The organism is Pseudomonas sp. LBUM1649 (assembly GCF_059716155.1).
This window is the reverse complement of record NZ_CP166807.1, coordinates 5,733,681-5,758,381: the sequence shown is the minus strand read 5'-3', so window position 1 is coordinate 5,758,381 and position 24,701 is coordinate 5,733,681. Positions and strand designations below refer to the sequence as shown.

Here is a 24,701-nt window from a genome sequence, read left to right as displayed (position 1 = left end):
TGTTCTCTTTCGGCAAGCCAACGGAGTGTGCCCCGCCATGATCGGCGCCGAGTTACTGTCATCCGAAACCCTCACGGTGGGGTGGTTGATCTATGTGCCGGTGCTGATCTGGGCCGTTGCGCGAGTGTCCTGGGTCGAGCTGTTCAGTGACAGGCGTCGCCAGCATTTGCTGTTCGGTACGGTGTTTGCGCTGTTTGCGTTGTGGCTGGTGCGTCGGGACTTCGATACCGGCGTGTCCTATCACTTTATCGGCATGACGGCGGTGACGCTGTTGCTGGACTGGCCGCTGGCGATCGTCGGCGGTCTGGTGGCGCAAGCAGGGCTGGTGTTGCTGGGCCGTCAGGACCTGATGGCCATGGGGGTCAATGGCGCGCTGTTCATTTTGTTGCCGGTGTTGATCACCGAATGCTGTGCGATTCTGGTGGAGCGCGCGCAGCCACGAAATCCCTTCGTGTACATCTTCGTTTCCGGTTTCTTCGCCGCAGCCCTTTCAGCGTTGCTGTGCCTGCTGCTATCGCTGACGTTGTTGTGGTACGACGAACGTTTCGCCATGCCGTACTGGCTGGAAGATTTTATCGGTTACCTGTGGCTGATCATTTTTCCCGAGGCGTTCATCAATGGCATGGTGGTCAGCGCGTTGGTGGTGTTCTGCCCCGAGTGGCTGGAGACCTTCAACCGCACGCGCTATCTGTCGGCGCCCTGGAAGGACGACGATCCTGAGTCTTGAGCCCGGTTCCTGAAGGCTGTTGCCAGCGTTTCAATCAATCAGCTGATCAATCAAAACCACGTTGGAATAGATCAGGCTGCCATCGCTCGCCCGGTGTCCGACCAGATGGAACTGACCACGCTCGTAGTGCAAATAGACGCGCATCTGACAGTCGGACAAGGGGCCGTACCCCTCTGGCAAGACCAGGTTCAATGTGTCCATGTCGACATCGACCATGGCTTCAGGCTCCTGGGTTTTCTGCAGGCGTTCTTCAGCTTCCTCCAGCCGTAGATGGAGGGGGCCGTCGACGTAAAAATGGATCTCACCTATTGGGACGGACTTTTGGTCGGCGCTGGGTTTGCACCTGCCTTCGAGCGTAAGGTTACTCATGACGAATCCTCCATCGGGGCTGCTGGAAATCTGCAATTGAGTATAGCTACCAGCCGGATCTCGCTTGCCGACCTATACTTTTTACTGGTTTTGCCACCACGGGTGGTAGTTGCCTGCCCTGCCTGGACGTCAGTGGCGATGCTTGCGCATAACCAATGAGCAACAGGAATAGGATGAAGAGAAAATGGCGATAGCAATTGTCTTGATTCTGATCGTTATTGCCTCAGTGCTCTTTCATGTACTAGCGCCTTGGCATGCGGCACCGCCCGCCTCCAACTGGGGATCAATAGACACCACACTTTTCATTACCCTGATCATTAGCGGAATATTTTTCATCGCCATTACGGTGTTCATGGCAGTCGCCGTGATGCGTTATCGCCATAAGGAAGGTTCCAGGGCGCACTACCAGCCAGAAAGTAAAAGGTTGGAGTTCTGGTTGATTGTAGTGACCTCGATAGGTATCGCCGCGATGTTGGCGCCGGGCCTGGTTGTCTACAATGATTTCATCCGGGTGCCGAAAGATGCTTATGAACTTGAAGTGGTTGCCCAGCAGTGGCAGTGGGCCTTTCGTTTTCCCGGTCAGGACGGAAAGTTGGGGAAATCGGATATCAAGTTTGTCAATGCCATCAATCCCCTCGGCGTTGATCCCAAGGATCCCGCCGGGCAGGACGATGTACTTATAAAAAATAATGAAATCAGACTTCCGCTGGATCGGCCGGTAAAAGTTTTACTGCGGTCTAAAGATGTATTGCACAATTTTTATATACCGCAAATTCGCAGCAAGATGGACATGGTGCCGGGGATGGTGTCGTACTTTTGGTTTACGCCGACTAAAACCGGGAAATATGAAGTCCTTTGCGCTGAATTTTGTGGCGTAGGTCATTACAACATGCGCGGCCAGATGATCGTGGAGGAGCAGGGTGCCTTCGATCAATGGCTGAACAGCCAGCCGACCTTTGCGCAGACATTAGTGTCAGCTGCCAAACCCAGTCAGGACAGCGTGCTGGAAAAAGGTCGCCAGTTGGTCGAACAATACGGCTGCAGTGCCTGCCATAGCCAGGATGGCAGTACCCGTCTCGGCCCGGGATGGAAGGGGCTGTACGGTCGCACTGAACAGTTTGCCGATGGCACCAGTGCGCTGGTCGATGAGGCTTACCTGAAAGAGTCGATCCTCACGCCGCAGGCCCGTCTGGTACAGGGCTACCCGCCGGTCATGGTGGCCTATACTCTCAATGACGATGAACTGGGCGCGCTCATCGCCCTGATCAAATCACTGGGTGTTGCGCCCCAAGCCTCGGGTTCAGGTGAGGACCTGGTGACGCAGGGACAACAGCTGGCCCAATCGCTCGGCTGTCTGGCCTGCCACAGTGTCGATGGCAGCAAGGGCGTCGGCCCCAGCTGGCAGGGCCTGTATGGCGAGACCGTAACCTTTGCCGACGGTACGAGTATCAAGGCCGACGAGGGCTATATAAAGGATTCGATTCTTGATCCCGGCGCCAAAATCGTCAAAGGCTATGCAGCCGTCATGCCGGCCTTTACCCCGAGTGATCAGGAGTTGAACGCACTGATCGCTTTTATCAAATCCAAAGCCAATGCCGACGCTGACGCGAACAAGGCTGAGCCAGGGAAGCAGCCGTAAGCAGCCAGGAATGCACCGAAACTTCGACAGGAGGATGACGTGATGGCCTATGCGGAGCAAGCCGAAACAGAAGCACTGCACGAGCCTAAAAGTTTCCTGACCAAATACATCTGGAGTCAGGACCACAAGGTCATAGCCATTCAATACTCCCTGACGGCTTTGTTCGTGGGTGTTATCGCCGTGGTGTTGTCTGGCTTGATGCGCTTACAGCTAGGCTTCCCCGGCAGTCTGGAGTTCATGGACGCCAGTGCTTACTATCAGGCGATGACCATGCACGGCATGATCATGGTCATTTACCTGCTGACGGCCTTGTTTTTGGGTGGCTTCGGTAACTATCTGATCCCGCTGATGGTGGGCGCCCGCGACATGGTCTTCCCCTATGTCAACATGCTGAGCTACTGGTTCTACCTGCTGGCGGTCGTGGTGTTGCTCTCCAGTTTCTTTGTCCCCGGCGGCCCCACCGGTTCGGGCTGGACGCTCTATCCGCCCCAGTCCATTTCTCAGGGAACACCGGGGGTTGAATGGGGCATCGTCATGATGCTCGTCTCACTGGCGATTTTTATTGTTGCCGCCACCATGGGCGGATTGAACTACGTCACCACGGTGTTGCAGGCGCGCACGCACGGCATGACATTGTTTCGCATGCCGCTCTCCGTATGGGGAATCTTCATGGCCTCGATCATGGCCTTGCTGGCTTTCCCGGCGTTATTTGTCAGTGCGGTCATGATGCTGTTTGACAAGCTGTTGGGCACCAGCTTCTTCATGCCGGCGATGATCTCGCTGGGGCAGCAGCTCGATCACCAGGGTGGCAGCCCGATATTGTTCCAGCACCTGTTCTGGTTCTTTGGCCACCCGGAAGTCTATATCGTTGCGCTCCCTGCGTTTGGTCTGGTCTCCGACCTGATCAGCACGCATGCGCGCAAAAATATCTTCGGCTACCGAATGATGGTGTGGGCCATTATTGCGATTGGCGTGCTCAGCTTTGTGGTCTGGGCGCACCATATGTATGTCAGCGGAATGAACCCGTACTTTGGCTTTTTCTTCGCCGTTACCACCTTGATCATCGCGGTGCCGACTGCCCTGAAAGTCTACAACTGGGTGCTGACCCTTTGGCGGGGCGACATCCATCTGACTGTGCCGATGCTGTTTGCCCTGGCCTTTATCGTCACCTTCCTGGTCGGCGGTCTGACCGGGTTGTTCCTCGGCAATGTGATCGTCGATATTCCGCTCTCGGACACCTATTTCGTCGTAGCCCATTTTCATATGGTCATGGGGGTCGCACCGGTACTGGTGGTGTTCGGCGGTATTTATCATTGGTTCCCGAAGGTCTCCGGGCGCATGTTTAACGACACCCTGGGTAAGTTGCATTTCTGGATAACTTTTCTGGGCACCTACGCCATCTTCTTCCCGATGCACTATCTGGGCTTCCAGGGGATGCCTCGTCGGTACTACGCCTATGACAACTACGCCTTCATTCCGCAGTCGGCGCAAGAGTTGAATGCCTTCATTACGGTGGTCGCATTGATCGTCGGCGTTTCCCAACTGCTGTTCCTGTTCAACATGGCCTGGAGTGTATTTAAAGGTAAACCCGCAGGCAGTAACCCTTGGGGCGCGGCCAGTCTGGAATGGCAAACGCCGGACACCCCACCGGTACACGGTAACTGGGGAGCCAAGCTACCGGTGGTGCATCGTTGGGCCTATGACTACAGCGTGCCGGGGATAGAACAGGATTTCGTGCCGCAAACGGTCTCCGCCGAGGAACTGGAGCAAATGCGGCAACTCAGTGCCGGAACCAGGATAGCGGACGTTAAAACATGAACAGACAGCTATTGAGAAATGCCGACGGCGCTGACCCCGGCGGCAGTTGGAATCGCGATCCTGAAGGTATTCAGTCCGCCGAGGGTACCGATCGAAACCAAATCGCAAAAACAGGCCTGCGCTTGTTTCTGGTCGTGGTGAGCTCGTTATTCTTTCTCTTCCTGCTCGCTTTTATCGCCCGCTCACAAATGGCCGACTGGCTCCCCCTGACAGAACCCATGGCGCCGCTGGCCAATCCATGGCAGCTGTGGGTGAATTCGGCTTTTCTGGTATTGAGTTGCATCGCTCTGCAGTGGTCGCGCATGGCCGCCCACCGGGCTCGAATGGACGCAACGGTCATTGGTTTTGTATTGGGGGGAGGATTTGCCATTGCCTTTCTGGCGGGGCAACTCTGGGTCTGGCAGCAGTTTGCCGCCTGGGGCTACTTTGTCGCCAGCAATCCGGCCAACAGTTTCTTCTACCTGTTGACCGGCGTGCACGGCCTCCACCTGTTGGGCGGGTTGATCGCGTGGGGCAGGACCGTCGCTAAATTCTTGCGTCATGTGCCGTTGCCGCAACTCAGCGCCAGCGTAGAGCTCTGTGCCATCTATTGGCATTACTTGTTGGGTCTTTGGTTCGTGCTATTCGCGCTGTTGACCAGCACGCCGGAAATCTATGAAGCCATCGCCAGATTCTGCGGCCTGAGGTGAAAAACCATGGCATCGCATCCACAAGTCCCCGCCGAGTCCGGCTCATCCAATCCACCAGACTCACCGCCTGCACCGGGATGGCAGGGCATCGCCAGCGACTGGTCCTCGGATAGAGAGGTCTTCAAGCAGGTGCCTTGGGGCAAGGCGATGATGTGGATATTCCTGCTCAGCGATACTTTTATATTCACCTGTTTTTTAACCGGCTACATGTCGGTACGCATGACCATCACCACCGCATGGCCGAATCCCAGTGAAGTGTTTGCATTGACGATCGGTGGTAGAGAAATCCCGCTCATTCTGATCGCCATCATGACCTTTGTGCTGATCAGCAGCAGCGGCACGATGGCCATGGCAGTCAATTACGCCTATCGCCGTGATCGCGCGAAAACCGCAGCCCTGATGCTGGCGACTGCTGCCTTGGGTGTGGCCTTCGTCGGCATGCAGGCATTTGAATGGAGCAAGCTCATCGCAGAGGGAGTGCGTCCTTGGGGGAATCCCATGGGGGCGGCACAATTTGGCGCCGCCTTTTTCATGATTACCGGTTTCCACGGACTGCATGTGTCGATCGGCGCTATCTACCTCGGCATTGTGGCGATGAAAGTATTGCGGGGAGATTATGAGCACTCCGGAAACTATCAGAACGTCGAGATAGCCGGGCTTTATTGGCACTTCGTGGATTTGGTGTGGGTGTTTATTTTTGCTTTCTTCTATTTATGGTAGAGGAGCACGGGTGATGGCACATGCTCAGGGTCAGCAACATCCAATCAGTTTGTATCTCAAAATCTGGGGGCTGTTATTCGTCCTCAGTACGCTGTCGTACCTTGTCGACTATTTCCAGTTCCACGGCTACCTCCGGTGGTCACTGATTATCACTTTCATGTTGCTGAAGGCAGGCTTGATTGTCTCCATCTTCATGCATATGGCCTGGGAGCGGTTGGCCATGGTGTACGCCATATTGGTGCCACCTTTGTGTTTACTGGTGCTCGTCGGACTGATGGCCACCGAGGCAGACTATGTTTTCCTCAGCAGGGTCATTTCCTTTGGCCAATAAGCAGCCTTCGGATGGCCCTCAGTCTCCAGGAGCTAACCCGATATCACGCGCTTGAACTGATGCCATTTGTGCTGCCAGGCTACTGTCCAGTGGGGGGCTGCCGCTCCCGTGCCGGCGATTTCCAGCATTGGATGATGTCCGATTACCTGGTCCAGTACTGATTCCTGATTCGGTTCAACATCCACGAAGAAGATGTGTTTGCCCTCTTTTACCGCCTGCTTGAAATTGCGGAAGTGAGTGTTCGGCACCTGGAACCCAAAAAAACCGCCTTCCCAGATGCTGAAGCCCAAAATAACAATAGCAAGGAAGATGAAGGGCATCCAGCCTGCGGCGGATTCGGTCCAGCCCATCCAATAGGAGCCACCCAGGACCAGTGCCGCGAGTGGCACACCGATCACCGCACCAATCTCACCAGAGTGAACAGCATCTTGTTCCATCAACGAGCTAATCTCGTGGAGGTGATGTTGTTCAACATCAGCAACCTGTTCACTGAGCACATGAATCTGTTCTGAATTGATGCCGCTGGCTTCCAGTTCATTTTCAACGGTTTCAAGATCGTCGAGATTGTCACTGATGTAATAGTGTCGGTTCATGCCACACCTCCCATCTCGTTTATTTTTGCTGTAGACCTCCTCTGTCCAGCAGCCGTTAACTGAGATTTACCGTCGGTATTGGTACCCGTGGGAAACGTTGCACTCTTCATGCAACCCGAAAGTAGTATAGCACTCGCTAGCATGCGGAAAATTGGGTGTCAAGATCCAAAAAAAAACGGCATCAGTGCCTGGCACACCTCATCGATTTCTCGCGTAAGACACACCGCTGATGATCGGGATCAGTGGCGCGGGTCGAAATCGCCGCTGAACAGCTCGTCCTCGGCATCCGGGGCCACTGGAATCTTGTGCTCTTCCGACGCCCAGGCGCCCAGGTCGATCAGTTTGCACCGGTCGGAACAGAACGGCCGGAATTTGCTCTCGGGGCTCCATTCGACAGGGGCACCACAGGTTGGGCATTCGACGGTTGGGATCTGGCTCATGACTGGCCTCCACGCAAAGTAAGGTAAAAGTGATGCAGGCGTTCGACCTCGCTGTGCAGCCAGGTGAGGTCCCGGTCGTTGACCACCACGTCGTCGGCATGGCTTACGCGATCCTGACGGCTGGACTGGGCCTTGAGGATCGCCTGGACCTGCTGTTCGCTGGTCTGGTCACGCCGCAGGGTGCGTTCGATCTGCAACTGTTCGGGGGCATCGATCACCAGGACCCGTTGGGTCATGGCGTACTGGCCGGACTCGATCAGCAGCGGCGAAACCAGGATCGCGTAAGGTGATTTTGCCAGCGCCAGATGATGGGCAATCTCTTCGGCGATAAGCGGATGCAACAAGGCTTCCAGCCAAAGGCGTTGCTCCGGTACTTCGAAGATCAATTTGCGCAACGCGGCGCGGTCCAGTTGCCCGTCGGCTTGCAACACGCCGGGACCGAAGTGTTGGGTAATCTTCGCCAGCGCCGGCCGACCAGGTTCCACCACCCAGCGAGCGGCATGATCGGCATCGACCGCGTGCACGCCCAGGTCGATGAAGTGTTGGGCCGCCGCACTTTTGCCGCTGCCGATGCCGCCGGTCAAGCCGAGAATCCAGGGTTTTTCCACAGGGGTATTCATTTCAGACCGACAAACTGCCAATAGAAGTCGGTTATTTGACCACCCCAGAGCAAGGCAATCCAGCCGGCAATGGCCAGATAGGGTCCGAAAGGGATCGGCGTCGAAGTTTTTGCCTTGCGCAGGCGCAGGTAAACCGCGCCGATGATCGCGCCCACCAGGGATGACAAGACGATCGTCAGCGGCAGGATCTGCCAACCGCCCCAGGCGCCAAACATCGCCAGTAGCTTGAAATCACCATGCCCCATGCCGTCCTTGCCGGTGATCAGCTTGAACACCCAGAACACCGTCCACAGCGCCATGTAGCCGGCAATGGCGCCCCACAACGCCTCAGGCAATGGCACGAACAGATCGAGGCTGTTGACGATCAGCCCCAGCCACATCAGCGGTAGCACCAGAACATCCGGTAGCAGTTGATGCTCGGCGTCGATCAGGCTCATGGCCAGCAAGCCCCAGGTCAGGAGCAACGCCATGCCGGCTTGCCAGCCGAAACCGAAGTGCCAGGCAATGAATGCCGACAGCAGGGCGCAGGCCAGTTCGGTCAATGGATAGCGTTTGCTGATCGGCGTCGCGCATGCCGAGCAGCGCCCGCGCAGGAACAGGAAGCTGAATACCGGAATGTTTTCCCAGGCACGAATCCGGTGGCCGCAATGTGGACATTGGGAGTGCGGCAGCATCAGATTGTAGGTCGACAACGGCGTTTCGCCGGGCAGCCCGAGGATCTCATGGGCCTGCACGCGCCACTCGCGCTCGAGCATTTTCGGCAGGCGCCAGACCAATACATTGAGGAAGCTGCCAACCAGCAGGCCGACCACCCCAACGATGACGACGAAAGCCAGCGGGAAGTGAGTCAGAATTTCGTTCAAGGGCATGTCAGATCGCTGAGCCGAGTTGGAAGATGGGCAGGTACATCGCGACCACCAGGCCGCCGACAATAACACCCAGCACCACCATGATGAACGGTTCCATCAGGCTGGTGAGGTTGTCGACCATATTGTCGACCTCGTCCTCGTAGAAACCGGCGACCTTGTCGAGCATGTCGTCGAGTGCACCAGACTCCTCGCCAATGGCGGTCATCTGAATGGCCATGTTTGGAAATATGCCGGACGTGCGCATGGAAAAATTCAGCTGCATGCCCGTCGCAACGTCCTGCCGGATGCGCAGCACCGCGCGTTTGAACACGATGTTGCCGGTGGCGCCGGCCACCGACTCCAGGGCTTCCACTAGCGGCACACCGGCGGCGAAGGTCGTCGACAGCGTGCGGGCGAAACGGGCCACGGCGGACTTGTACATCAAGGTGCCTATCAGCGGCAGTTTCAGCAGCCAGGTGTCCATTCGGTCGCGAAAACCTTGCGAGGTTTTCAGGGCGTGGCGCACAGCGAAAGCGGCCGCGGTGAGCGCACCCAGCAACAGCCACCACCACGCTTGCATGAATTGCGACAGGTCGATGACCATCAGGGTGAAGGCCGGCAGCTCAGCGCCAAAGCCCTTGAATACGGATTCGAATTGCGGCACCACCTTGATCAGCAGGATTGCGGTCACGATGATCGCGACGCACACGACGATCAGCGGGTAGGTCATGGCTTTCTTGATTTTTGCCTTGAGACTTTCGCTTTTTTCCTTGTAGGTCGCCACCCGTTCCAGCAGGGTGTCCAGTGCGCCGGCCTGTTCCCCGGCGTCCACCATGTTGCAGTACAACTCATCGAAGTATTGCGGTTTTTTGCGCAGGGCCGCGGCGAAACTGTTGCCCGCCGCCACTTCCTGTTTCACCTCATCGACCAGCTTGCGCATGGCCGGGTTGTCGAAGCCTTCACCGATGATGTCGAATGACTGCAACAACGGCACGCCGGCTTTCAGCATGGTCGCCATCTGCCGGGTGAAGAGGGCAATGTCCTGGGCTTTGATGCGTTTGCCCAGATTGAAAATCGACGTGGTTTTTCTGCGCACCTTGCCGGGATTGATGCCTTGCTTGCGCAACTGCGCCTTGATCAGCGCCGGGTTCTGACCGTTCAACTCGCCCGTCACCTTCGTGCCTTTCCTGTCTGTGCCTTCCCAGGTGTACACGCTGGTTCTTGCTGCCTTGACTGCCATCTTCAGTCCTTGGTGACCCGGTTGATTTCTTCAAGGCTGGTAATGCCCTGCATGGTCAAGACTTATAGCCTAGTCAAGCGGTGGAACCAAACCAGCGGTCTTGAGGTGACAAAAAGTGTCAGATAGTGCGGTTCCTGAGGGTAGGAAGGGGCTTCGTGGCGACCGTGCACCCCGCGAACAGGGCGCGCTGGGCCTGGCATGGGCTGTGCTGCAGCTGGTGCAGATCATGAGATTCCGACTCATGCACGGAGGCTGTCAATGAACAATCAAAAAGGTTTTACGCTGATCGAATTGCTGATCGTTGTGGCGATCATCGGGATTCTGGCGACGTTTGCGATCCCGGCTTACTCCAAGTACCAGGCGCGGGCCAAGGTGACAGCGGGACTGGCGGAGATTTCGGCATTGAAGGTGCCGTTTGAGGATCTCATGAATCAAGGGACCGATCCGGATCTGAAGAAGGTGGGCGGTTCCGCAACCACTTCCAATTGCACTACGACAGCAGCGGGCAAAGCCTCAGATGGTACGGGCACGATTGGTTGCACAATCCTCGATGCTCCGGCGCCAGTGCTGAATAAAACCATTACCCTGACGCGTTCGATGACTGGCTGGGCGTGCACCACCGGTGTCGACCAGGAGTACGCGCCGAAAGGCTGCACGGGTGTTGCCCCGAAAGCTTGATCCATCACTTTACTGCCTGATACCCCGCCATTCGCGGGGTATTTTTTATTCCGCCGCTCAGGAATCCAGGGCATTGCAGAAAATCCCGACAATTCATGGCCTTAGGCCTTCTTCAAAACCCGCAACTTGCATGTAGATAATTTCCAACTCATGCATTTTGCATGATTGCGAAAAATGACTGTTTTTATAAGTAATTGATTTATAAGTAAATATAATCGGTTTCAAAGTTGGCACAGCGTTCGCAATATCTCTGGTAACCCTGCTGACAGATAACCCAGCAGATTTTCCAGTAAAACAGGAGTTACTTGTATGAAGAAGTTCGCTATTGCTGCCGCTACTGCTACCGCGCTGACCCTGACCATGGCCAACGCTGCATTTGCCCAGACTCAGGCCACACAAGCACCGATGATGCTGGCCGCCGGTGAAGTCACCGAAGCGAAAGAGGATGTTTCTGATACCTGGATCACTACCAAAGTCAAATCAGACCTGGTTACCGAAAAAGGCATTCCAGGTACCGATATCAAAGTAGAAACCAACAAAGGTGTTGTGTCCCTGTCGTCCACTGTTGCGGTAACGGATGCCCAGAAATCCACCGCCGTGGCGATCACCAAGAAAATCAAAGGCGTCAAAGCGGTCTCCGCTGACGGCTTGAAAGCCGAGTAAGGCAGACTTCTCGCCTGGACTGGGAGAAGGCGCGGTAGACGGGCTGAGTCATACGTCTGCCGCAACTGAAGAGTTCATGCGACCGGCCACAAGGATGTGGCCATTACAGGCCCTGGCATTCGTGTCGGGGCCTGTTCTATGTAAAGCAAAAGACTTTCAGTTACCGCGTTTACTGGTGATCTGCACTAAGCGGTTACCCTCGAACCGCAGCCCCAGCAGCAGGCCCTTTGCCCATCACTCAGCGTCCAGATGCAGTGGCGTAACGACCTTGCCGTCTTTTTCCGCTTCGCCCAACTGGGCATCAATGAAGTACACACGGTCGTCGGCGAGCTGACCCTTGTCCACCAGATAATCCTTGATGCTGCTGGCGCGTTCCTGGCCCAGCTCACGCAAAAGCACTTCGCTGGAACTCCAGAACTGGATCACCTCCGCGCGCATTTTCGCGGTGCGATCTTCTTTGCCCAGGTCTTTCCATTCGGCGGGTGGCTGGACCTTCAGGCGTGTGCGGTAGATCCCTTCCAGCAGCGGACCTTTTTCGCTGTCGGGCACCTCCAGCAAATTCGCCTTCGCCGGCACCTTGTCGCCGCGGCGCTGGAGCATTTTGTAGTAGTTGTACTGATATTCCCGTTCCAGGCGTTGCTCGGCAATCAGCGGGCCGTCACTGCTCTTGGCGGCGGTGCCTTCGATTTCCAGGCGCAGGGCCGGACGTTCCTCGAGGGCCTGGGACAGTTTGACCAGTGCCGCTTCGGCGTCCTTGCTCAGGTCGCTCGACCCGGGCGCGAATGACACGGTACCCAGGTCTTGCGAACCACCACCGGTCACCAGACCACCAATGAGTTTGAATGGCGCGGCGGCAGCCTTGACGATCAGGTTGCGCAGGGTCTGCCAGACAATCGGCATCACGCTGAACTGCGGATTGTTCAGGTCGCCGGTCACCGGCAGTTCGATGGAAATCTTGCCATCGACGTCCTTGAGCAAGGCGATGGCCAGTTTCAGTGGCAGGCTCACGGCATCCGGGCTGTCGACTTTTTCGCCCAGTTGCAACTGCTCGACCACCACTTTGTTTTCAGCCTTGAGCTGACCCTTGATGATCACGTAATGCAGATCGAGGTTGAGTCGGCCCTTGCGGATGCGATATCCGGCGAACTTGCCGGAGTAGGGGGTCAGTGTGGTCAGTTCCACGCGTTTGAAGCTGGTGGCGATGTCGAGGCCGGCCATCGGGTCGAACGGATTGACCGCGCCCTTGATGGTCACCGGTGCGTAGCGGTCAACCTTGCCTTTGATGTCGACACTGGCCCGTTTCGCCTGACGGCTGTCGATGGTGCCGATCGAACCGTTGAGCTGCTGAATGGCGGTGGCGAAGTTCGGGGTCAGGCTGAAGTCGGCGAAGTTCGCAGAACCGTCGTTGATGGCAATGCCACCGATATGGATGCCCAGGGGCTTGTCCTTGCTGGCGGCGGGTTTGGCGGCGGCGGGCTTGGCGCCGGAGTCGGCCGGTTGCGGGATCAGCAGATCATCGATGTTGGTGGTCCGGTCATCGTTGATCATGAAGCGCGCATAGGGTTGCAGCAGGTTGATCTTGTCGATCGACAGGCTGTCGCCGTGTTGGTAGTTCAGGCCTTCGACCACCAACCGTTGCCACTTGAGAAAGTCGCGGGTTTTCAGGGTGTCGAGGGTATGCAGTTGATCGACCTGGGCGCGGCCGGTGACGCTGAGCGCCAGCGGGTCGGTGCTTTTCAGGTTGACCGCCACGTCGCTGCCGAGCATGCCGCTGCGCAGTTCCAGGCGAATGAACGGGCTGATGTAGGACTGGGCGAGGCGCAGGTCGATGTCCTTGGTCTGTACGTTGAGCCTGGCGCTGACCGGAGCCAGGTTGACCTCGCCATCGGCCGTGAGCTTGCCCTGTTTGCCTACGCCGGTGTCGAGTTTGAGGATGAAGGGCGAGCCATTGAGGCTGTCGAACTTCTGCAAATCGAGATTCAGCGGGCTCAATTCCAGTTCCACCGCAGGCTGCGCTTTGCGGTCCGCCAGATGCACTTTGTTATCGCGCAATTGCACATCGTTGAGCAGCACTTGCCAGGGTTTGCCTGGCGTCGCCGGTTCGGGTTTCGGTGAATCAGCGGCCGCCGGGGTGCTCGGCTTTTCGGCGTTGGCCTTGGCCGCCGGTTTGGACGGTTGGCTGGCGAACAGTTTCTGCCAGTCGAGTTGCCCGTCGGCTTCCAGTGCTGCCCAGGTTTCCAGCTTGTGGCTGCGGATCTTGCCGACCACCACTTGTTGCTTGGCCAGGTCCACCGTGGTTTCGCTGATGTCCAGACGCTCGAGTTTCGCCAGCGGCCGTCCGTCCGGGGCCTTGATCGCGAAGGGTGCGACGCTGACCGCGACGTTACTCAGCAGCAGTTCGGTTTGCTTGGACAGGTTGAGTTTGTAATCGGTACTGAGGTTGAGAACACCGCTTTCGAGGTCCAGTGGCACCGCGTCGCGCACATAGGGCCAAAAGGATTTCATCTTGCCATCGGTGATTTTCAGCTTACCTTCGGAGGCGAGCGGGATCAGGCTGAAGTTGCCGGTCCAGTCGATCTGTCCGCCTCCCGGGCCGATGGCGACCAAGGTCATGTCGGCACTGTCTTCGGGCAGGGTGCTGAGGTTTTTCAACTCGAAATCGAGTTTGTCGTAGAGGAATTCGATGGGTTCGCTGGGACGGTTATCCACGAAGTGCACGGCACCACCCGCCAGATTGATCCGGTCTATTCGCAGCGGGAACGGTTTAGCATCGGGATCCGCGGGCGTCGGCTCGCTCTGTGGCAGTTTGAACAACCCGGTCAGGTTCAGTTTGCCGTCCTTGTCGAAAAGCACCTCGGTCTTGGACTTTTCCAGTTCGACATCCGACAGATGCAGCGCCTTGGTCCAGAGACTGTCGAGTTGCAGGTTGGCGTACAGGCGTTCGAAGCCGAGCTGCTCCTTGCCGGGTTCGCCGATGTTCAGGCCCCAAAGGGTCACTTCAAGGCTGAACGGGTTGAGCTCGATACGCTGGAGGGTGGCGGGCATCGTGGCGTAGTTGGCCAGTTGTTGGTTGGCAACGCGCAACGCGATGCCCGGCAAAATCAGAAAGCCCAGCAGACTGTAGAGGGCCAGAGCAGTCAACAAGGCGCCGATGGCGCGAATCAATCCTTTGTACATGTGCGGCTTCATCTGTCTGAATCGGAGTGCGTTGGAGTATGGCACGCGATTTCCGTTCCGAAGTCCTCACATCGGGCGGGATTTGTCTGAAACCAAGGGCGACTTTCAGAACTGCAGAATCAGGGTTTTCAGGGGGGGCTGCTGGTCCATCGACGGGAAATCGCCGCCTGGTTGCATGACTGTCCATTCCCGTACCGGCCGGCCGGCCTTCTCGGCGCAACGCAAGACCTGCTCGCGCCAGTCGTCCATGCTGACTTTTGCCAGGTTGTTGCAGCAGATCAGCACACCGTTGTCAGCGGTGGTCAGCAATGCCGGCTTGAGCAGACTCTGGTAGTCGCGCAGCAGGTCGACGGTCCCGAAAGCACTCTTGGCCCAGGCAGGGGGATCGAGCAGCACCAGGTCGTACTGACGCTGTTCCAGGCGTTGATAGCTCGGCAATTTCTGCCCGCGACGCTGGGTGATGGGCAGGCCCGCCAACTGGCGAATGGCCGGGAAGTAGTCGGACTGGATGAATTCCATGGTCGGCAATTGCGGGTTGAGCAAGCCATTCTCGCGACCGACCGCCAGGTTGCCTTCGGCAAAATCCAGGTTGCACACCTCGCTGGCACCACCGGCTGCGGCGCTGAGACCGACCCCGCAGGTGTAGGCGAACAGGTTCAGCACGCGCTTGTCCTTGCTGTGCTCCTTGACCCAGCCACGGGTGTTGCGCAGGTCCAGGAACAGCAGCGGGTCTTGCCCAGCGTGTCGCCCGCGCACCCGGTAATTGAGGCCCCACTCGTGGCCAACCAGGTCTTGCAGTGCGGCCTCGTCGGCGCGGTAGACGGTGTCTTCACGGTCGATGCGCGAGTTGCCACGGGAACGGTCGTTGTAGACCAACAGGGTTTCAAGCCCCAGGTATTGATTGACGATTTCGTGCAAGTGCAGCAACGCCTCGCGGTCCAGCGACTGGTGGAAGCTTTGCACCATCAGTTGTGGGCCATAGCGGTCGATCGTCAGCCCCCCGGCGCCTTCCTGGCTGCCATGGAACAGGCGATAGCAGTCGGTGCCCTGGCTGTGCAACTCGGCCAGCAGATCCTGTCGATGTTCAAGGGCGGCGCGCAGCGCCTGATTCAAGGATGACATGCTGGGCGCCTTGCAGGTGGATTTGGGCGCGGGAGTTTAACAGCTTGAGCGCAGTAGCACTTGTAGGAGCGAGCATGCTCGCGATGGTCGTCAACGATGACGCTGGGTGGCCTGACACTCCGCGCAGTATTCGAGTCCATCGCGAGCATGCTCGCTCCTACAGCAGGCCCATCCGCCGTTTCGCACGATGTACCGAGCCATTGCGCACCGCCCAGCGCAGCATCGGCGCGCTGCGATTGACGCTGGCGCGGATCAGTTTGCGTTGCAGCGGCCCTTGGCTCACACCGAGCATGTCACTGGCCCAATCCGGCAGCAGGTCGATCCCGGCCTGCATCATCAAACCGCCGAAAGGCCTGGCCAAACGACTGGGGGAGGGGGCGTTCAACAGCAGCCGCAGCACTTCACGACTACGCTCGTCGCACAACAGTTGCGGGCGAACGCGCTCAAGATAAGCGGCAATTTCCTGCCGGGAGCGCGGCACGTCACGGGCGCCCAGGCGTTCGGCCACCAACGCGATCTCTGCGTAGTAACGATCCTGATCGGCCAGGGACAGGTGCGGATTTCGATAACGCAAATGCGCGGCGAGGAAGTTGCTGACCTCGGCCACGTGCACCCAGGTCAGCAGGTCGGGATCGCTGGCGGCATAGGGCCGGCCATCGGGCGCGGTGCCGGTGACTTGCAGGTGGATGGTGCGGACTTTCTCGATCAGCCAGTCGGCGTCCTGTCGTGAGCCGAAGGTGGTTCCGGTGATGAATTGCCCGGTGCGGCGCAGGCGACCGAGCATATCCTCGCGAAAATTCGAATGGTCCCATACACCGGCCAGGGCCAGCGGGTGCAGCGCTTGCAACATCAGGGCGCTGATACCGCCGATCAACATGCTGCTGAAGTCGCCGTGGACTTGCCAGCTCACGGAATCCGGTCCGAACAGCCCGGGGTCGCCCTTGGGGTTTTCCAGGTCGAGCTTGCCCAGGGACAGACCGGTCAGGCTCATGATCTGGGTTTCAATACGGCTACGGATGAATTCCATGGTGTCCCGGTGATTTTCCTACAATAGACGGCTGTACGTTATTGGTTCAGGCGCTTGTCGATCAAGCCCTGGACCACGCTCGGGTCGGCCAGGGTCGAGGTATCTCCCAGGCTGTCCAGTTCGTTACAGGCGATCTTGCGCAGAATGCGGCGCATGATCTTGCCTGAACGGGTTTTCGGCAAGGCCGGCGCCCACTGGATCAGGTCGGGCTTGGCGAAGCTGCCGATTTCCTTGCTGACGTGGGCCAGCAAGGTTTTCTTCAGTTCTTCGTTGGGCTCGACGCCGTTCATGGGGGTGACGAAGGCGTAGATGCCCTGGCCCTTGACGTCATGGGGGTAACCGACCACGGCGGCTTCGGCGATGCTGTCGTGCACTACCAGGGCGCTCTCCACTTCGGCGGTGCCGATGCGGTGCCCGGAGACATTGATGACATCGTCGATGCGCCCGGTGATCCAGTAGTCGCCATCTTCGTCGCGGCGGGCGCCATCGCCGGTGAAATAGTAGCCGGGGTAGGGCTTGAAGTAGGTGTCGACCATTCGTTGCGGGTCGCCATAGACGCTGCGGATCTGCGCCGGCCAGCTTGATTTTATGGCGAGCACGCCGCTGCCGGCGCCTTTGATTTCCTTGCCATGCTCGTCCAGTAGCACCGGTTGTACACCGAACATCGGTTTTGTGGCGCAGCCGGGTTTGATGTGTTTGGCACTGACCAGAGGGCTGAGCATGATGCCGCCGGTTTCGGTCTGCCACCAGGTATCGACGATCGGGCAGCGCTGTTCGCCGACGACATTGAAGTACCACTCCCACGCTTCCGGATTGATCGGTTCACCGACTGTGCCGAGCAATCTGAGGCTGGCACGGGACGTTTCCTTCAACGGTTCTGCGCCCTCGCGCATCAGGGCGCGCAGCGCGGTGGGGGCGGTGTAGAAGATGTTCACTTTGTGCTTGTCGATCACCTGCCAGAACCGCGAGGTGCTCGGGTAGCTCGGCACGCCTTCGAAGATCAGGGTGGTGGCGCCATTGGCCAGGGGCCCGTAGACGATGTAGCTGTGGCCAGTGACCCAGCCGACATCGGCGGTGCACCAGAACACTTCGCCATCGCGGTAGTCCAGCACATATTTGAAGGTCATTGCCGCTTGCAGCAGGTAGCCTCCCGTCGTGTGCAGCACGCCTTTGGGTTTGCCGGTGCTGCCGGAGGTGTAGAGGATGAACAGAGGGTCTTCGGCGTCCATCGGCTCGGGCGGGCAGTCGTCGCCGACGTCGCGCAGCGCCTGGTGATACCAGAGGTCGCGGCCCTCGACCCAATTCACCGGGTTCTGGGTCCGTTCGACCACGACCACAGTGCTGACATCCGGGCAGCCTTGCAGCGCCTTGTCGACATTGTGCTTGAGCGGTACGAACTTGCCGCCGCGCACGCCTTCATCGGCAGTGATCACTGTGCGGCAGTCGGCGTCGAGGATCCGGTCGCGCAGCGAATCCGGCGAGAACCCACCGAACACCACCGAATGCACTGCACCGATGCGTGTGCAGGCGAGCATGGCGTAGGCCGCTTCAGGGATCATCGGCATGTAGATGCACACCCGGTCGCCTTTCTTCACGCCACGGCTTTTGAGCACGTTGGCCAGGCGGCAGACGTAATGGTGAAGTTTCTTGTAAGTGATTTGCGTGGATTCGGCGGGGTCGTCGCCTTCCCAGATGATTGCGGTTTGATCGCCGCGTGTTGCCAGGTGACGGTCAATGCAGTTGTAGCTGACGTTCAGCTTTGCGCCGGCAAACCAGTGGGCTTCACCGGTTTTCAGGTCATAGCGCTGGACGGTCTGCCACGGTGTACTCCAGTCGAGAAACCGGTTGGCCTGTTCGGCCCAGAAGGTGCTCGGGTGTTCGATGGATTCGCGGTACAGGCGGTGATAGTCGTCTTGACTCAGTTGTGCAGCCCGGCGGACGGCATCGGCTTTGGGGAACGTGCTGATATCGAACATGACGGTTCCTTATTCTTGTTTTGGCGACAAGAGGGGAGCTGCGCGACCCTCGTAGGAGCCGGCTTGCTGGCGAAAGCGGCGTATCAGTCGACAAAAATGTTGAATGACACAGCGCTTTCGCCAGCAAGCCGGCTCCTACAAGGTTAGTACCCCCGCAGGAATGGCGTCAGATCAACCGCGGTGACGCCCGCGGAAGTAGTTGATCAAGCCCTGGGTGGACGCGTCGTCAGCCGGGGTTTCTTCGCTGCCGACCAGGCGGTTGTAGACGCCTTTGCCCAGCTCCTTGCCCAGTTCCACACCCCATTGGTCGAAGGCATTGATGCCCCAGATCACGCTTTGCACGAAGACTTTGTGTTCGTACATCGCCACCAGCGCACCGAGGCGCCGCGGGCTGATGCGCTCGACCACCAGGGTGTTGCTCGGACGGTTGCCCGGGATCACCTTGTGCGGCGCAAGGCTCTGCACCTGCTCTTCGCTCATACCTTTGTCACGCAGCTCGGCCTGGGCTTCGGCCAGGGTCTTGCCGAGCATCAGCGCCTGGCTTTGCGACAGGCAGTTGGCGTACAGCCACTGGTGGTGGTCGGCCACCGGGTTGAAGCTGACGATCGGCACGATGAAGTCGGCCGGGATCAGTTGGGTACCCTGGTGCAGCAACTGGTGGTAAGCGTGCTGGCCGTTGCAGCCCACACCACCCCAGATCACCGGGCCGGTATCGGTGCTGACGGGAGTACCGTCCTGGCGCACGCTCTTGCCATTGGATTCCATGTCCAGCTGTTGCAGGTGCTTGGTAATGTTACGCAGGTAGTGATCGTACGGCAGGATCGCGTGGCTTTGCGCGCCCCAGAAATTGCCGTACCAGACCCCCAGCAGGGCCAGCAGCACCGGCATGTTCTGTTCGAACGGGGTGTTCAGGAAGTGCTGGTCCATGGTGTAGGCACCGGACAGCAGCTCCTTGAAGTTCGACATGCCGATGGCCAGGGCGATCGGCAGGCCGATGGCCGACCACAGTGAGTAACGCCCGCCGACCCAGTCCCACATCGGGAAGATGTTTTCTTCGCGGATGCCAAACGCCACGGCGGCAGCGTTGTTGCTCGATACCGCGATGAAGTGGCGATGCAGCTCGGCTTCCGAACCACCCTGGGCCAGGTACCAGGCGCGTGCAGCCTGGGCGTTTTTCAGGGTTTCGAGAGTGTTGAAGGATTTCGACGAGACGATGAACAGCGTGGTCTCGGCGCGCAGTTTCATCGCCAGTTCGTGGAATTCACTGCCATCGATGTTCGCCAGGTAGTGGCAGCGCACGCCTTTCTGGGCATAGGCCAGCAGGGCTTCGGACACCAGCTCCGGGCCGAGGAACGAACCACCGATGCCGATGTTGACCACGTCAGTGATCGGCTTCTCGGAGTAGCCGCGCCACAGGCCGTCGTGGATACGGCCCACGAGGTCGGTGATCTGGTTCAGCACCTTGTGCACTTCAGGCATCACGTTGACGCCGTTGACCGACAACTTGTCGCCGACCGGGCGACGCAGGGCGGTGTGCAGGGCGGGGCGTTCTTCGGAGGCGTTGACGATTTCGCCATCGAACAGCGATTTGATCGCGCCCTTGAGGTCGACTTCGTCGGCCAGGCACACCAGCAGGTCGCGGGTTTGGGCGTTGATCAGGTTTTTCGAATAGTCGAGAAACAGGCCGCAGCTGCTCAGGGTGAATTGGGTAAAACGCTGCGGGTCGGCGTTGAAGGCCTCGCGCATGTTGAAATCCTGCATGGCCTGGCGGTGGTCTTGCAACGCTTGCCAGGCGGGAAGGGCGGTCACGTCGTGGGGGGTGCGGTAGTACGCCATCGCTGCGGGTTTCCTTTTACTTGAACTGCCTTTAAGACACTGAAAATACCGGAATGTCCTGACCACTGTCTGGGTGGTACCCGGTTAGCCTGCGTGCACACGATTAAATAGCGCAGACCGGTAACAGTAAACCCAGAGAGACGATCTGTCTTGGCTTTGTCGAACCTGCGGCCGGTACTTTTTTATACCGGCACGGTCGTGGGGGGAGGTGTGGGGGGAATTGTGGGGGGAATTGTGGCGGGAATTCAGGCGGGGGTGTCGAGGTTCAGGTGCAGGTTGTCGATCAAGCGCGTCGTCCCCAGGAACGCCGCCACCAGAATCACCAGGTCCCGATCTTCCGGGGTTGCCGGGCGCAGGCTCAGCCCATGGCGAATTTCCAGGTAGTCAGGGCGCAGCCCCGCCGCTTCGAGCTGTTGCAGCTTGGTGCGGATCAGGGCCGGGTAATCGCGCTCACCTTGCCTGATCGCTTCGGCGATCTCGCTCAGCGTGCGATACACCACCGGTGCCACGGCTCGCTGATCTTCGCTGAGGAAGCCATTGCGCGACGATAGTGCCAAGCCATCGGCCGCCCGCACCGTCGGCTCGCCAATGATCTGGATTGGCATGTTCAGGTCATGCACCAGCGCGCGAATGACCGCCAATTGCTGAAAGTCTTTCTGGCCGAAGATCGCCAGGTCCGGCTGGACCATGTTGAACAGCTTGCTGACCACCGTTGCCACACCTTCGAAATGCCCTGGACGGCTGCCGCCACAAAGGCCTTCGGAAATCTGCGGGACGCTGACGCGGGTCTGGCCGGTCATGCCGTCGGGATACATCTCTCCAACGGTTGGCGTGAACAGCAGGTCGCAACCGGCCTCGAGCAGTTTTTCCTGATCGGCGGCGAGGGTGCGCGGGTATTTGTCGAGGTCTTCGCCGGCACCGAACTGCAACGGGTTGACGAAAATGCTCGCGACCACGAAATCCACCCGTTGGGTGGCCTTGGTGATCAGCGCGACATGACCGCTGTGCAGGTTGCCCATGGTCGGCACAAAGCCGATGCGCTTGCCTTCACTGCGGGCACGGGCCACGGCGGCCCGAAGTTCGCGGACGGTTTTGACGGTGTTCATGAAGAGAATCCATGTTCGATGCCAGGGAAAGTCGCCGCTTTGACTTCGGTGACATAGGCGCTCAAGGCGGCGTGAATGCTCGTTTGGCCGGCCATGAAGTTTTTCACGAATTTGGGTACGCGACCGGTAATGGACAAGCCCAGCATGTCATGCAGGACCAGTACCTGGCCGTCGGTGCGGTGGCCGGCGCCAATCCCGATGACCGGAATGTTCACGGCCTGGGTGATTTCTTCGGCCAGTTCGCTGGGCACGCATTCGAGCAGCAGCATCGCCGCGCCGGCCTGTTCCAGCGCAATGGCATCTGCACGCATCTGCCGCGCCTGGTTTTCGTTGCGACCCTGGACCTTGTAGCCGCCGAGGATGTTCACCGATTGCGGCGTCAGGCCCATGTGGGCACAGACCGGAATGCCTCGTTCTGCCAGCAGGCGGATCGAGTCCGCCAGCCACAACGCGCCTTCGACCTTGACCATGTGAGCGCCCGCCTGCATCAGCAGGGCGCTGTTGGTCATGGCCTGTTCCGTGGTGGCGTAGGCCATGAAGGGCAAGTCGGCAAGGATCAAGGCGTCGGTGTTACCGCGTTTGACGGCTGCCACGTGGTAAGCCATATCGGCGGTGGTGACCGGCAGGGTGCTGTCATGACCTTGCAGAACCATGCCGAGGGAGTCGCCCACCAGCAGCACTTCGACACCGGCCTGATTGCAGGCGTGGGCGAAGGTCGCGTCATAGCAGGTCAGCATGGTGATTTTTTCACCTTTGTGCTTGAGACCTTGCAGAGTGGTCAGGGTGATGGCTGGCATGAAAAGTTCCTCATTCAGGCGCTGTGGAAACTACTGCGAGTAACGCGCGTGATTCTTCGTTAAATACAGGCGCACGGTCTTTTGTCGTGCTTTTAAGGCCTGGATTGCGCCCTTGATGCCGTGTTGGCGGCAGCGGGACGCCTATAGTCGTGAGGAGAACGTGGGAAGTCAATTGCGTGTGTTACCGCATTGTTACGCGTGGGGTGTTACCGGGTTGACTGATGCGTTTCAGCAGGCGGGATACCGCAATGCTGTCCTGGGTAGGTGATTTCTGTAGGAGCAAAGCTTGCTCGCGATGGCGGTGTGCCAGGCAGCACACATGTCGGATACAAGTCCGTCATCGCGAGCAAGCTTTGCTCCTACAGGGAGGTCAGTGTTGAATCGGGAGGCGTTCCAGGCCGACGAACGGGCATGCCATCAGCAGTTGGGCCAATGTCCGGCCATCGGCCAAACGCAGATCGGCGGGCGCCAATTCCGCCAATGGATACAGCACAAAGGCCCGCTCCTGCATATGGTAATGCGGGACTTTCAGGCGAGGTTCGTCGATCAGGCGGTCACCGAACAGCAGAATGTCCAGGTCCAGCGTGCGCGGTCCCCAGCGCTCAAGGCGCTCGCGGCCCTGGCCGTTTTCGATTGACTGCAAAGCGTCCAGAAGCTCAAGCGGTGCCAGAGTGCTGTCGAGAGCGGCAACCGCGTTGGTGTAGCGCGGTTGGCCGGGGAGCAACGAGTCGCTTTGAAAGAAGGCTGAAACCCCGACCCATTCCGATTGCGGCAACTGTGCCAGCGCCAGGGCGGCGCTGCGCAGCTGTTCGGCGGGGTCAGCGAGGTTGCTGCCCATGCCGATGTAGATGCGTTCCATGGATTATTCGCCCGTGGTACTCGAAGCGTCCGCTGAGCGCTTGCGCTTGGAGCCGCCGCTGCGGCGACGTTTGCGTGGGCCGCCGGTGCCGTCGTCCTTGCCGCTGAGGTCGCGAATCATGTCGCGACGCTCGCTGTCATTGGCATCCTGATAGTCGGTCCACCATTCGCCCAGGCCATCGGTCTGCTCGCCCGCGCTTTCGCGTAGCAGCAGGAAGTCGTAGCCGGCGCGGAATCGCGGATTGTCCAGCAGCAGGTCGGCACGTTTGCCGCTGCGCCGTGGCAGGCGCTCCTGCATGTCCCAGATCTCGCGGATCGGCATGGTGAAGCGTTTCGGGATGGCGATGCGCTGGCACTGCTCGGCAATCAGTTCGTGAGCCGCTTCCTGCATCGCCGGAATCGGCGGCATGCCACGGTCTTGCAGACGCAATACGCGCGCCGGCAGGGCTGGCCAGAGCAGGGCGGCAAACAGGAACGCCGGGGTCACCGGTTTGTTCTGCTTGATGCGCAGGTCGGTGTTGATCAGGGCTTCGCTGATCAGGGTATGGGTGTAGGTCGGGTTGTATTCCAGTGCCTCGGCGCTGGCCGGGAACAGCGGATCGAACAATTGCAGGTCGACCAGCATTTCAAAGGTGTCAGCTGCGTGACCGGACAGGAACAGCTTGAGCACTTCTTCAAACAAGCGGGCCGAAGGGATCTCGCGCAGCATGGGCGCCAGATCGCGGATGGGCGCGGCGCTGTGTTTTTCGATACCGAAATTCAGCTTGGCGGCAAAACGCACGGCGCGCAGCATCCGCACCGGATCTTCCTGGTAGCGCTGCTTGGGGTCGCCAATCAAGCGGATCAGTTGGTTGCGAATGTCGTGTACGCCGTTGGCGTAATCGAGAATGCGTTCGCTGACCGGGTCGTAATACAGGGCGTTGATGGTGAAGTCACGGCGTTGCGCGTCTTCTTCCAGGGTCCCGTAGACGTTATCGCGCAGGATGCGCCCGCTTTCGTTGCGCGAGGATTGATTGTTGTCTTCCTCTTCATCGTTTTGTGGGTGATTGGCGCGGAAGGTCGCGACTTCGATGATTTCGCGGCCAAAGTGGATGTGCACCAGTTTGAACCGGCGGCCGATGATCCGTGCATTACGGAATTCGGCCCGTACCTGTTCGGGCGTGGCGCTGGTGGCGACGTCAAAATCTTTCGGCGTGATGCCGAGCAGCATGTCACGCACACAGCCGCCGACCAGATAGGCCTGGTAACCGGCGCCCTGCAGGCGATCGACGATGTTCACCGCGTAACGGCTGAATTGCGCCTTTTGCAGCGAATGTTGGCCGCTGTTGAGCACTTCAGGCGTACTGCGGATGTGTTGCGTACGACGCACGGGAGTACGGAATGACTGGAACAGCTTCTTCAGCATGGGATGCACTGTTTGAAGGAAT

General features: G+C 58.7%; 23 protein-coding genes. 8 read left to right on the top strand and 15 right to left on the bottom strand.

Annotated elements, in window-relative coordinates:
* Positions 1-37 precede the first annotated feature (37 nt).
* The gene (locus ACA058_RS26630; protein ID WP_497636616.1) at positions 38-727 is read left to right on the top strand and encodes an energy-coupling factor ABC transporter permease; all 690 of its coding nucleotides are present in this window, start codon (positions 38-40) and stop codon (positions 725-727) included.
* Between the two features lie 30 nt (positions 728-757).
* On the opposite strand, the gene ACA058_RS26625 is transcribed toward ACA058_RS26630, so the two are convergent.
* On the bottom strand, positions 758-1,096 hold the full coding sequence (locus ACA058_RS26625; RefSeq protein ID WP_497636615.1) for a hypothetical protein: 339 nt from the start codon (positions 1,094-1,096) through the stop codon (positions 758-760).
* A gap of 184 nt (positions 1,097-1,280) precedes the next feature.
* Here ACA058_RS26625 and ACA058_RS26620 point away from each other — a divergent pair, with 184 nt between their 5' ends.
* The 5 genes from ACA058_RS26620 to ACA058_RS26600 are packed head-to-tail and all read left to right on the top strand — an operon-like array spanning position 1,281 to position 6,293.
* A complete protein-coding gene (locus ACA058_RS26620; RefSeq protein WP_497636614.1) occupies positions 1,281-2,735 on the top strand; it encodes a c-type cytochrome in 1,455 nt (484 codons plus the stop codon).
* Positions 2,736-2,777: 42 nt separating this feature from the next.
* Entirely contained in the window at positions 2,778-4,553 is a 1,776-nt protein-coding gene (gene ctaD, locus ACA058_RS26615) for a cytochrome c oxidase subunit I (protein WP_497640008.1), read from the top strand.
* Positions 4,550-5,242 (top strand): cytochrome c oxidase subunit 3, encoded by a 693-nt coding sequence (locus ACA058_RS26610; RefSeq protein ID WP_497636613.1) that lies wholly within the window; start codon positions 4,550-4,552, stop codon positions 5,240-5,242. Before ctaD ends, ACA058_RS26610 begins: the two co-directional genes overlap by 4 nt.
* A 6-nt stretch (positions 5,243-5,248) precedes the next feature.
* Entirely contained in the window at positions 5,249-5,962 is a 714-nt protein-coding gene (locus tag ACA058_RS26605; protein WP_497636612.1) for a heme-copper oxidase subunit III family protein, read from the top strand.
* Positions 5,963-5,975: 13 nt separating this feature from the next.
* Positions 5,976-6,293 (top strand): cytochrome C oxidase subunit IV family protein, encoded by a 318-nt coding sequence (locus ACA058_RS26600; RefSeq protein ID WP_497636611.1) that lies wholly within the window; start codon positions 5,976-5,978, stop codon positions 6,291-6,293.
* A 32-nt stretch (positions 6,294-6,325) separates the two neighbouring features.
* Here ACA058_RS26600 and ACA058_RS26595 read toward each other — a convergent pair whose 3' ends face one another.
* The 5 genes from ACA058_RS26595 to ACA058_RS26575 form a co-directional block, all read right to left on the bottom strand.
* On the bottom strand, positions 6,326-6,886 hold the full coding sequence (locus tag ACA058_RS26595; RefSeq protein WP_497636610.1) for a magnesium transporter: 561 nt from the start codon (positions 6,884-6,886) through the stop codon (positions 6,326-6,328).
* A 239-nt stretch (positions 6,887-7,125) separates the two neighbouring features.
* Positions 7,126-7,326 (bottom strand): DNA gyrase inhibitor YacG, encoded by a 201-nt coding sequence (yacG, locus tag ACA058_RS26590; protein WP_060543361.1) that lies wholly within the window; start codon positions 7,324-7,326, stop codon positions 7,126-7,128.
* On the bottom strand, positions 7,323-7,946 hold the full coding sequence (coaE, locus tag ACA058_RS26585) for a dephospho-CoA kinase (protein ID WP_497636609.1): 624 nt from the start codon (positions 7,944-7,946) through the stop codon (positions 7,323-7,325). Before coaE ends, yacG begins: the two co-directional genes overlap by 4 nt.
* Positions 7,943-8,815, bottom strand: coding sequence for a prepilin peptidase (locus ACA058_RS26580; RefSeq protein WP_497636608.1), 873 nt, complete (start codon positions 8,813-8,815; stop codon positions 7,943-7,945). Before ACA058_RS26580 ends, coaE begins: the two co-directional genes overlap by 4 nt.
* Position 8,816: 1 nt before the next feature.
* A complete protein-coding gene (locus ACA058_RS26575; RefSeq protein ID WP_497636607.1) occupies positions 8,817-10,034 on the bottom strand; it encodes a type II secretion system F family protein in 1,218 nt (405 codons plus the stop codon).
* 258 nt (positions 10,035-10,292) lie between these two features.
* Here ACA058_RS26575 and ACA058_RS26570 point away from each other — a divergent pair, with 258 nt between their 5' ends.
* Positions 10,293-10,712: a pilin gene (locus ACA058_RS26570; protein WP_497636606.1), complete on the top strand. Its 420-nt coding sequence runs from the start codon at positions 10,293-10,295 to the stop codon at positions 10,710-10,712.
* A gap of 309 nt (positions 10,713-11,021) precedes the next feature.
* On the top strand, positions 11,022-11,375 hold the full coding sequence (locus ACA058_RS26565; protein WP_497636605.1) for a BON domain-containing protein: 354 nt from the start codon (positions 11,022-11,024) through the stop codon (positions 11,373-11,375).
* A 234-nt stretch (positions 11,376-11,609) separates the two neighbouring features.
* Here the strand turns inward: ACA058_RS26565 and ACA058_RS26560 are convergent, their stop codons facing one another.
* The 9 genes from ACA058_RS26560 to ACA058_RS26520 all read right to left on the bottom strand — a co-directional run bounded on the left by ACA058_RS26560 (position 11,610) and on the right by ACA058_RS26520 (position 24,679).
* Positions 11,610-14,564, bottom strand: a complete 2,955-nt coding sequence (locus tag ACA058_RS26560; RefSeq protein ID WP_497636604.1) for a DUF748 domain-containing protein — start codon at positions 14,562-14,564, stop codon at positions 11,610-11,612.
* Positions 14,565-14,657: 93 nt separating this feature from the next.
* Positions 14,658-15,674, bottom strand: coding sequence for a class I SAM-dependent rRNA methyltransferase (locus tag ACA058_RS26555; protein ID WP_497636603.1), 1,017 nt, complete (start codon positions 15,672-15,674; stop codon positions 14,658-14,660).
* 157 nt (positions 15,675-15,831) lie between these two features.
* Positions 15,832-16,701, bottom strand: a complete 870-nt coding sequence (locus tag ACA058_RS26550; protein ID WP_497636602.1) for an oxygenase MpaB family protein — start codon at positions 16,699-16,701, stop codon at positions 15,832-15,834.
* Positions 16,702-16,739: 38 nt separating this feature from the next.
* Positions 16,740-18,677 carry an acetate--CoA ligase gene (gene acs, locus ACA058_RS26545; protein ID WP_497636601.1) on the bottom strand — a complete coding sequence of 646 codons (1,938 nt, stop codon included), beginning with the start codon at positions 18,675-18,677 and terminating at the stop codon, positions 16,740-16,742.
* A gap of 171 nt (positions 18,678-18,848) precedes the next feature.
* Positions 18,849-20,513, bottom strand: a complete 1,665-nt coding sequence (gene pgi / locus ACA058_RS26540) for a glucose-6-phosphate isomerase (protein WP_497636600.1) — start codon at positions 20,511-20,513, stop codon at positions 18,849-18,851.
* A 245-nt stretch (positions 20,514-20,758) separates the two neighbouring features.
* A complete protein-coding gene (gene panC, locus ACA058_RS26535) occupies positions 20,759-21,619 on the bottom strand; it encodes a pantoate--beta-alanine ligase (protein WP_497636599.1) in 861 nt (286 codons plus the stop codon).
* Positions 21,616-22,416, bottom strand: a complete 801-nt coding sequence (gene panB, locus ACA058_RS26530) for a 3-methyl-2-oxobutanoate hydroxymethyltransferase (protein ID WP_497636598.1) — start codon at positions 22,414-22,416, stop codon at positions 21,616-21,618. Before panB ends, panC begins: the two co-directional genes overlap by 4 nt.
* 370 nt (positions 22,417-22,786) lie before the next feature.
* Complete coding sequence (folK, locus tag ACA058_RS26525) at positions 22,787-23,275, bottom strand: 2-amino-4-hydroxy-6-hydroxymethyldihydropteridine diphosphokinase (protein ID WP_497636597.1); 489 nt, start codon at positions 23,273-23,275, stop codon at positions 22,787-22,789.
* Between the two features lie 3 nt (positions 23,276-23,278).
* On the bottom strand, positions 23,279-24,679 hold the full coding sequence (locus tag ACA058_RS26520; protein ID WP_497636596.1) for a polynucleotide adenylyltransferase PcnB: 1,401 nt from the start codon (positions 24,677-24,679) through the stop codon (positions 23,279-23,281).
* Between the last annotated feature and the right edge of the window lie 22 nt (positions 24,680-24,701).

What these genes read in the sequence shown, in the direction of transcription:
- ACA058_RS26630 (WP_497636616.1), top strand. Translation starts at nt 38, where the DNA reads ATGATCGGCGCCGAGTTACTGTCATCCGAAACCCTCACGGTGGGGTGG.
- ACA058_RS26625 (WP_497636615.1), bottom strand. Translation starts at nt 1,096, where the DNA reads ATGAGTAACCTTACGCTCGAAGGCAGGTGCAAACCCAGCGCCGACCAA.
- ACA058_RS26620 (WP_497636614.1), top strand. Translation starts at nt 1,281, where the DNA reads ATGGCGATAGCAATTGTCTTGATTCTGATCGTTATTGCCTCAGTGCTC.
- ctaD (WP_497640008.1), top strand. Translation starts at nt 2,778, where the DNA reads ATGGCCTATGCGGAGCAAGCCGAAACAGAAGCACTGCACGAGCCTAAA.
- ACA058_RS26610 (WP_497636613.1), top strand. Translation starts at nt 4,550, where the DNA reads ATGAACAGACAGCTATTGAGAAATGCCGACGGCGCTGACCCCGGCGGC.
- ACA058_RS26605 (WP_497636612.1), top strand. Translation starts at nt 5,249, where the DNA reads ATGGCATCGCATCCACAAGTCCCCGCCGAGTCCGGCTCATCCAATCCA.
- ACA058_RS26600 (WP_497636611.1), top strand. Translation starts at nt 5,976, where the DNA reads ATGGCACATGCTCAGGGTCAGCAACATCCAATCAGTTTGTATCTCAAA.
- ACA058_RS26595 (WP_497636610.1), bottom strand. Translation starts at nt 6,886, where the DNA reads ATGAACCGACACTATTACATCAGTGACAATCTCGACGATCTTGAAACC.
- yacG (WP_060543361.1), bottom strand. Translation starts at nt 7,326, where the DNA reads ATGAGCCAGATCCCAACCGTCGAATGCCCAACCTGTGGTGCCCCTGTC.
- coaE (WP_497636609.1), bottom strand. Translation starts at nt 7,946, where the DNA reads ATGAATACCCCTGTGGAAAAACCCTGGATTCTCGGCTTGACCGGCGGC.
- ACA058_RS26580 (WP_497636608.1), bottom strand. Translation starts at nt 8,815, where the DNA reads ATGCCCTTGAACGAAATTCTGACTCACTTCCCGCTGGCTTTCGTCGTC.
- ACA058_RS26575 (WP_497636607.1), bottom strand. Translation starts at nt 10,034, where the DNA reads ATGGCAGTCAAGGCAGCAAGAACCAGCGTGTACACCTGGGAAGGCACA.
- ACA058_RS26570 (WP_497636606.1), top strand. Translation starts at nt 10,293, where the DNA reads ATGAACAATCAAAAAGGTTTTACGCTGATCGAATTGCTGATCGTTGTG.
- ACA058_RS26565 (WP_497636605.1), top strand. Translation starts at nt 11,022, where the DNA reads ATGAAGAAGTTCGCTATTGCTGCCGCTACTGCTACCGCGCTGACCCTG.
- ACA058_RS26560 (WP_497636604.1), bottom strand. Translation starts at nt 14,564, where the DNA reads ATGAAGCCGCACATGTACAAAGGATTGATTCGCGCCATCGGCGCCTTG.
- ACA058_RS26555 (WP_497636603.1), bottom strand. Translation starts at nt 15,674, where the DNA reads ATGTCATCCTTGAATCAGGCGCTGCGCGCCGCCCTTGAACATCGACAG.
- ACA058_RS26550 (WP_497636602.1), bottom strand. Translation starts at nt 16,701, where the DNA reads ATGGAATTCATCCGTAGCCGTATTGAAACCCAGATCATGAGCCTGACC.
- acs (WP_497636601.1), bottom strand. Translation starts at nt 18,677, where the DNA reads ATGTTCGATATCAGCACGTTCCCCAAAGCCGATGCCGTCCGCCGGGCT.
- pgi (WP_497636600.1), bottom strand. Translation starts at nt 20,513, where the DNA reads ATGGCGTACTACCGCACCCCCCACGACGTGACCGCCCTTCCCGCCTGG.
- panC (WP_497636599.1), bottom strand. Translation starts at nt 21,619, where the DNA reads ATGAACACCGTCAAAACCGTCCGCGAACTTCGGGCCGCCGTGGCCCGT.
- panB (WP_497636598.1), bottom strand. Translation starts at nt 22,416, where the DNA reads ATGCCAGCCATCACCCTGACCACTCTGCAAGGTCTCAAGCACAAAGGT.
- folK (WP_497636597.1), bottom strand. Translation starts at nt 23,275, where the DNA reads ATGGAACGCATCTACATCGGCATGGGCAGCAACCTCGCTGACCCCGCC.
- ACA058_RS26520 (WP_497636596.1), bottom strand. Translation starts at nt 24,679, where the DNA reads ATGCTGAAGAAGCTGTTCCAGTCATTCCGTACTCCCGTGCGTCGTACG.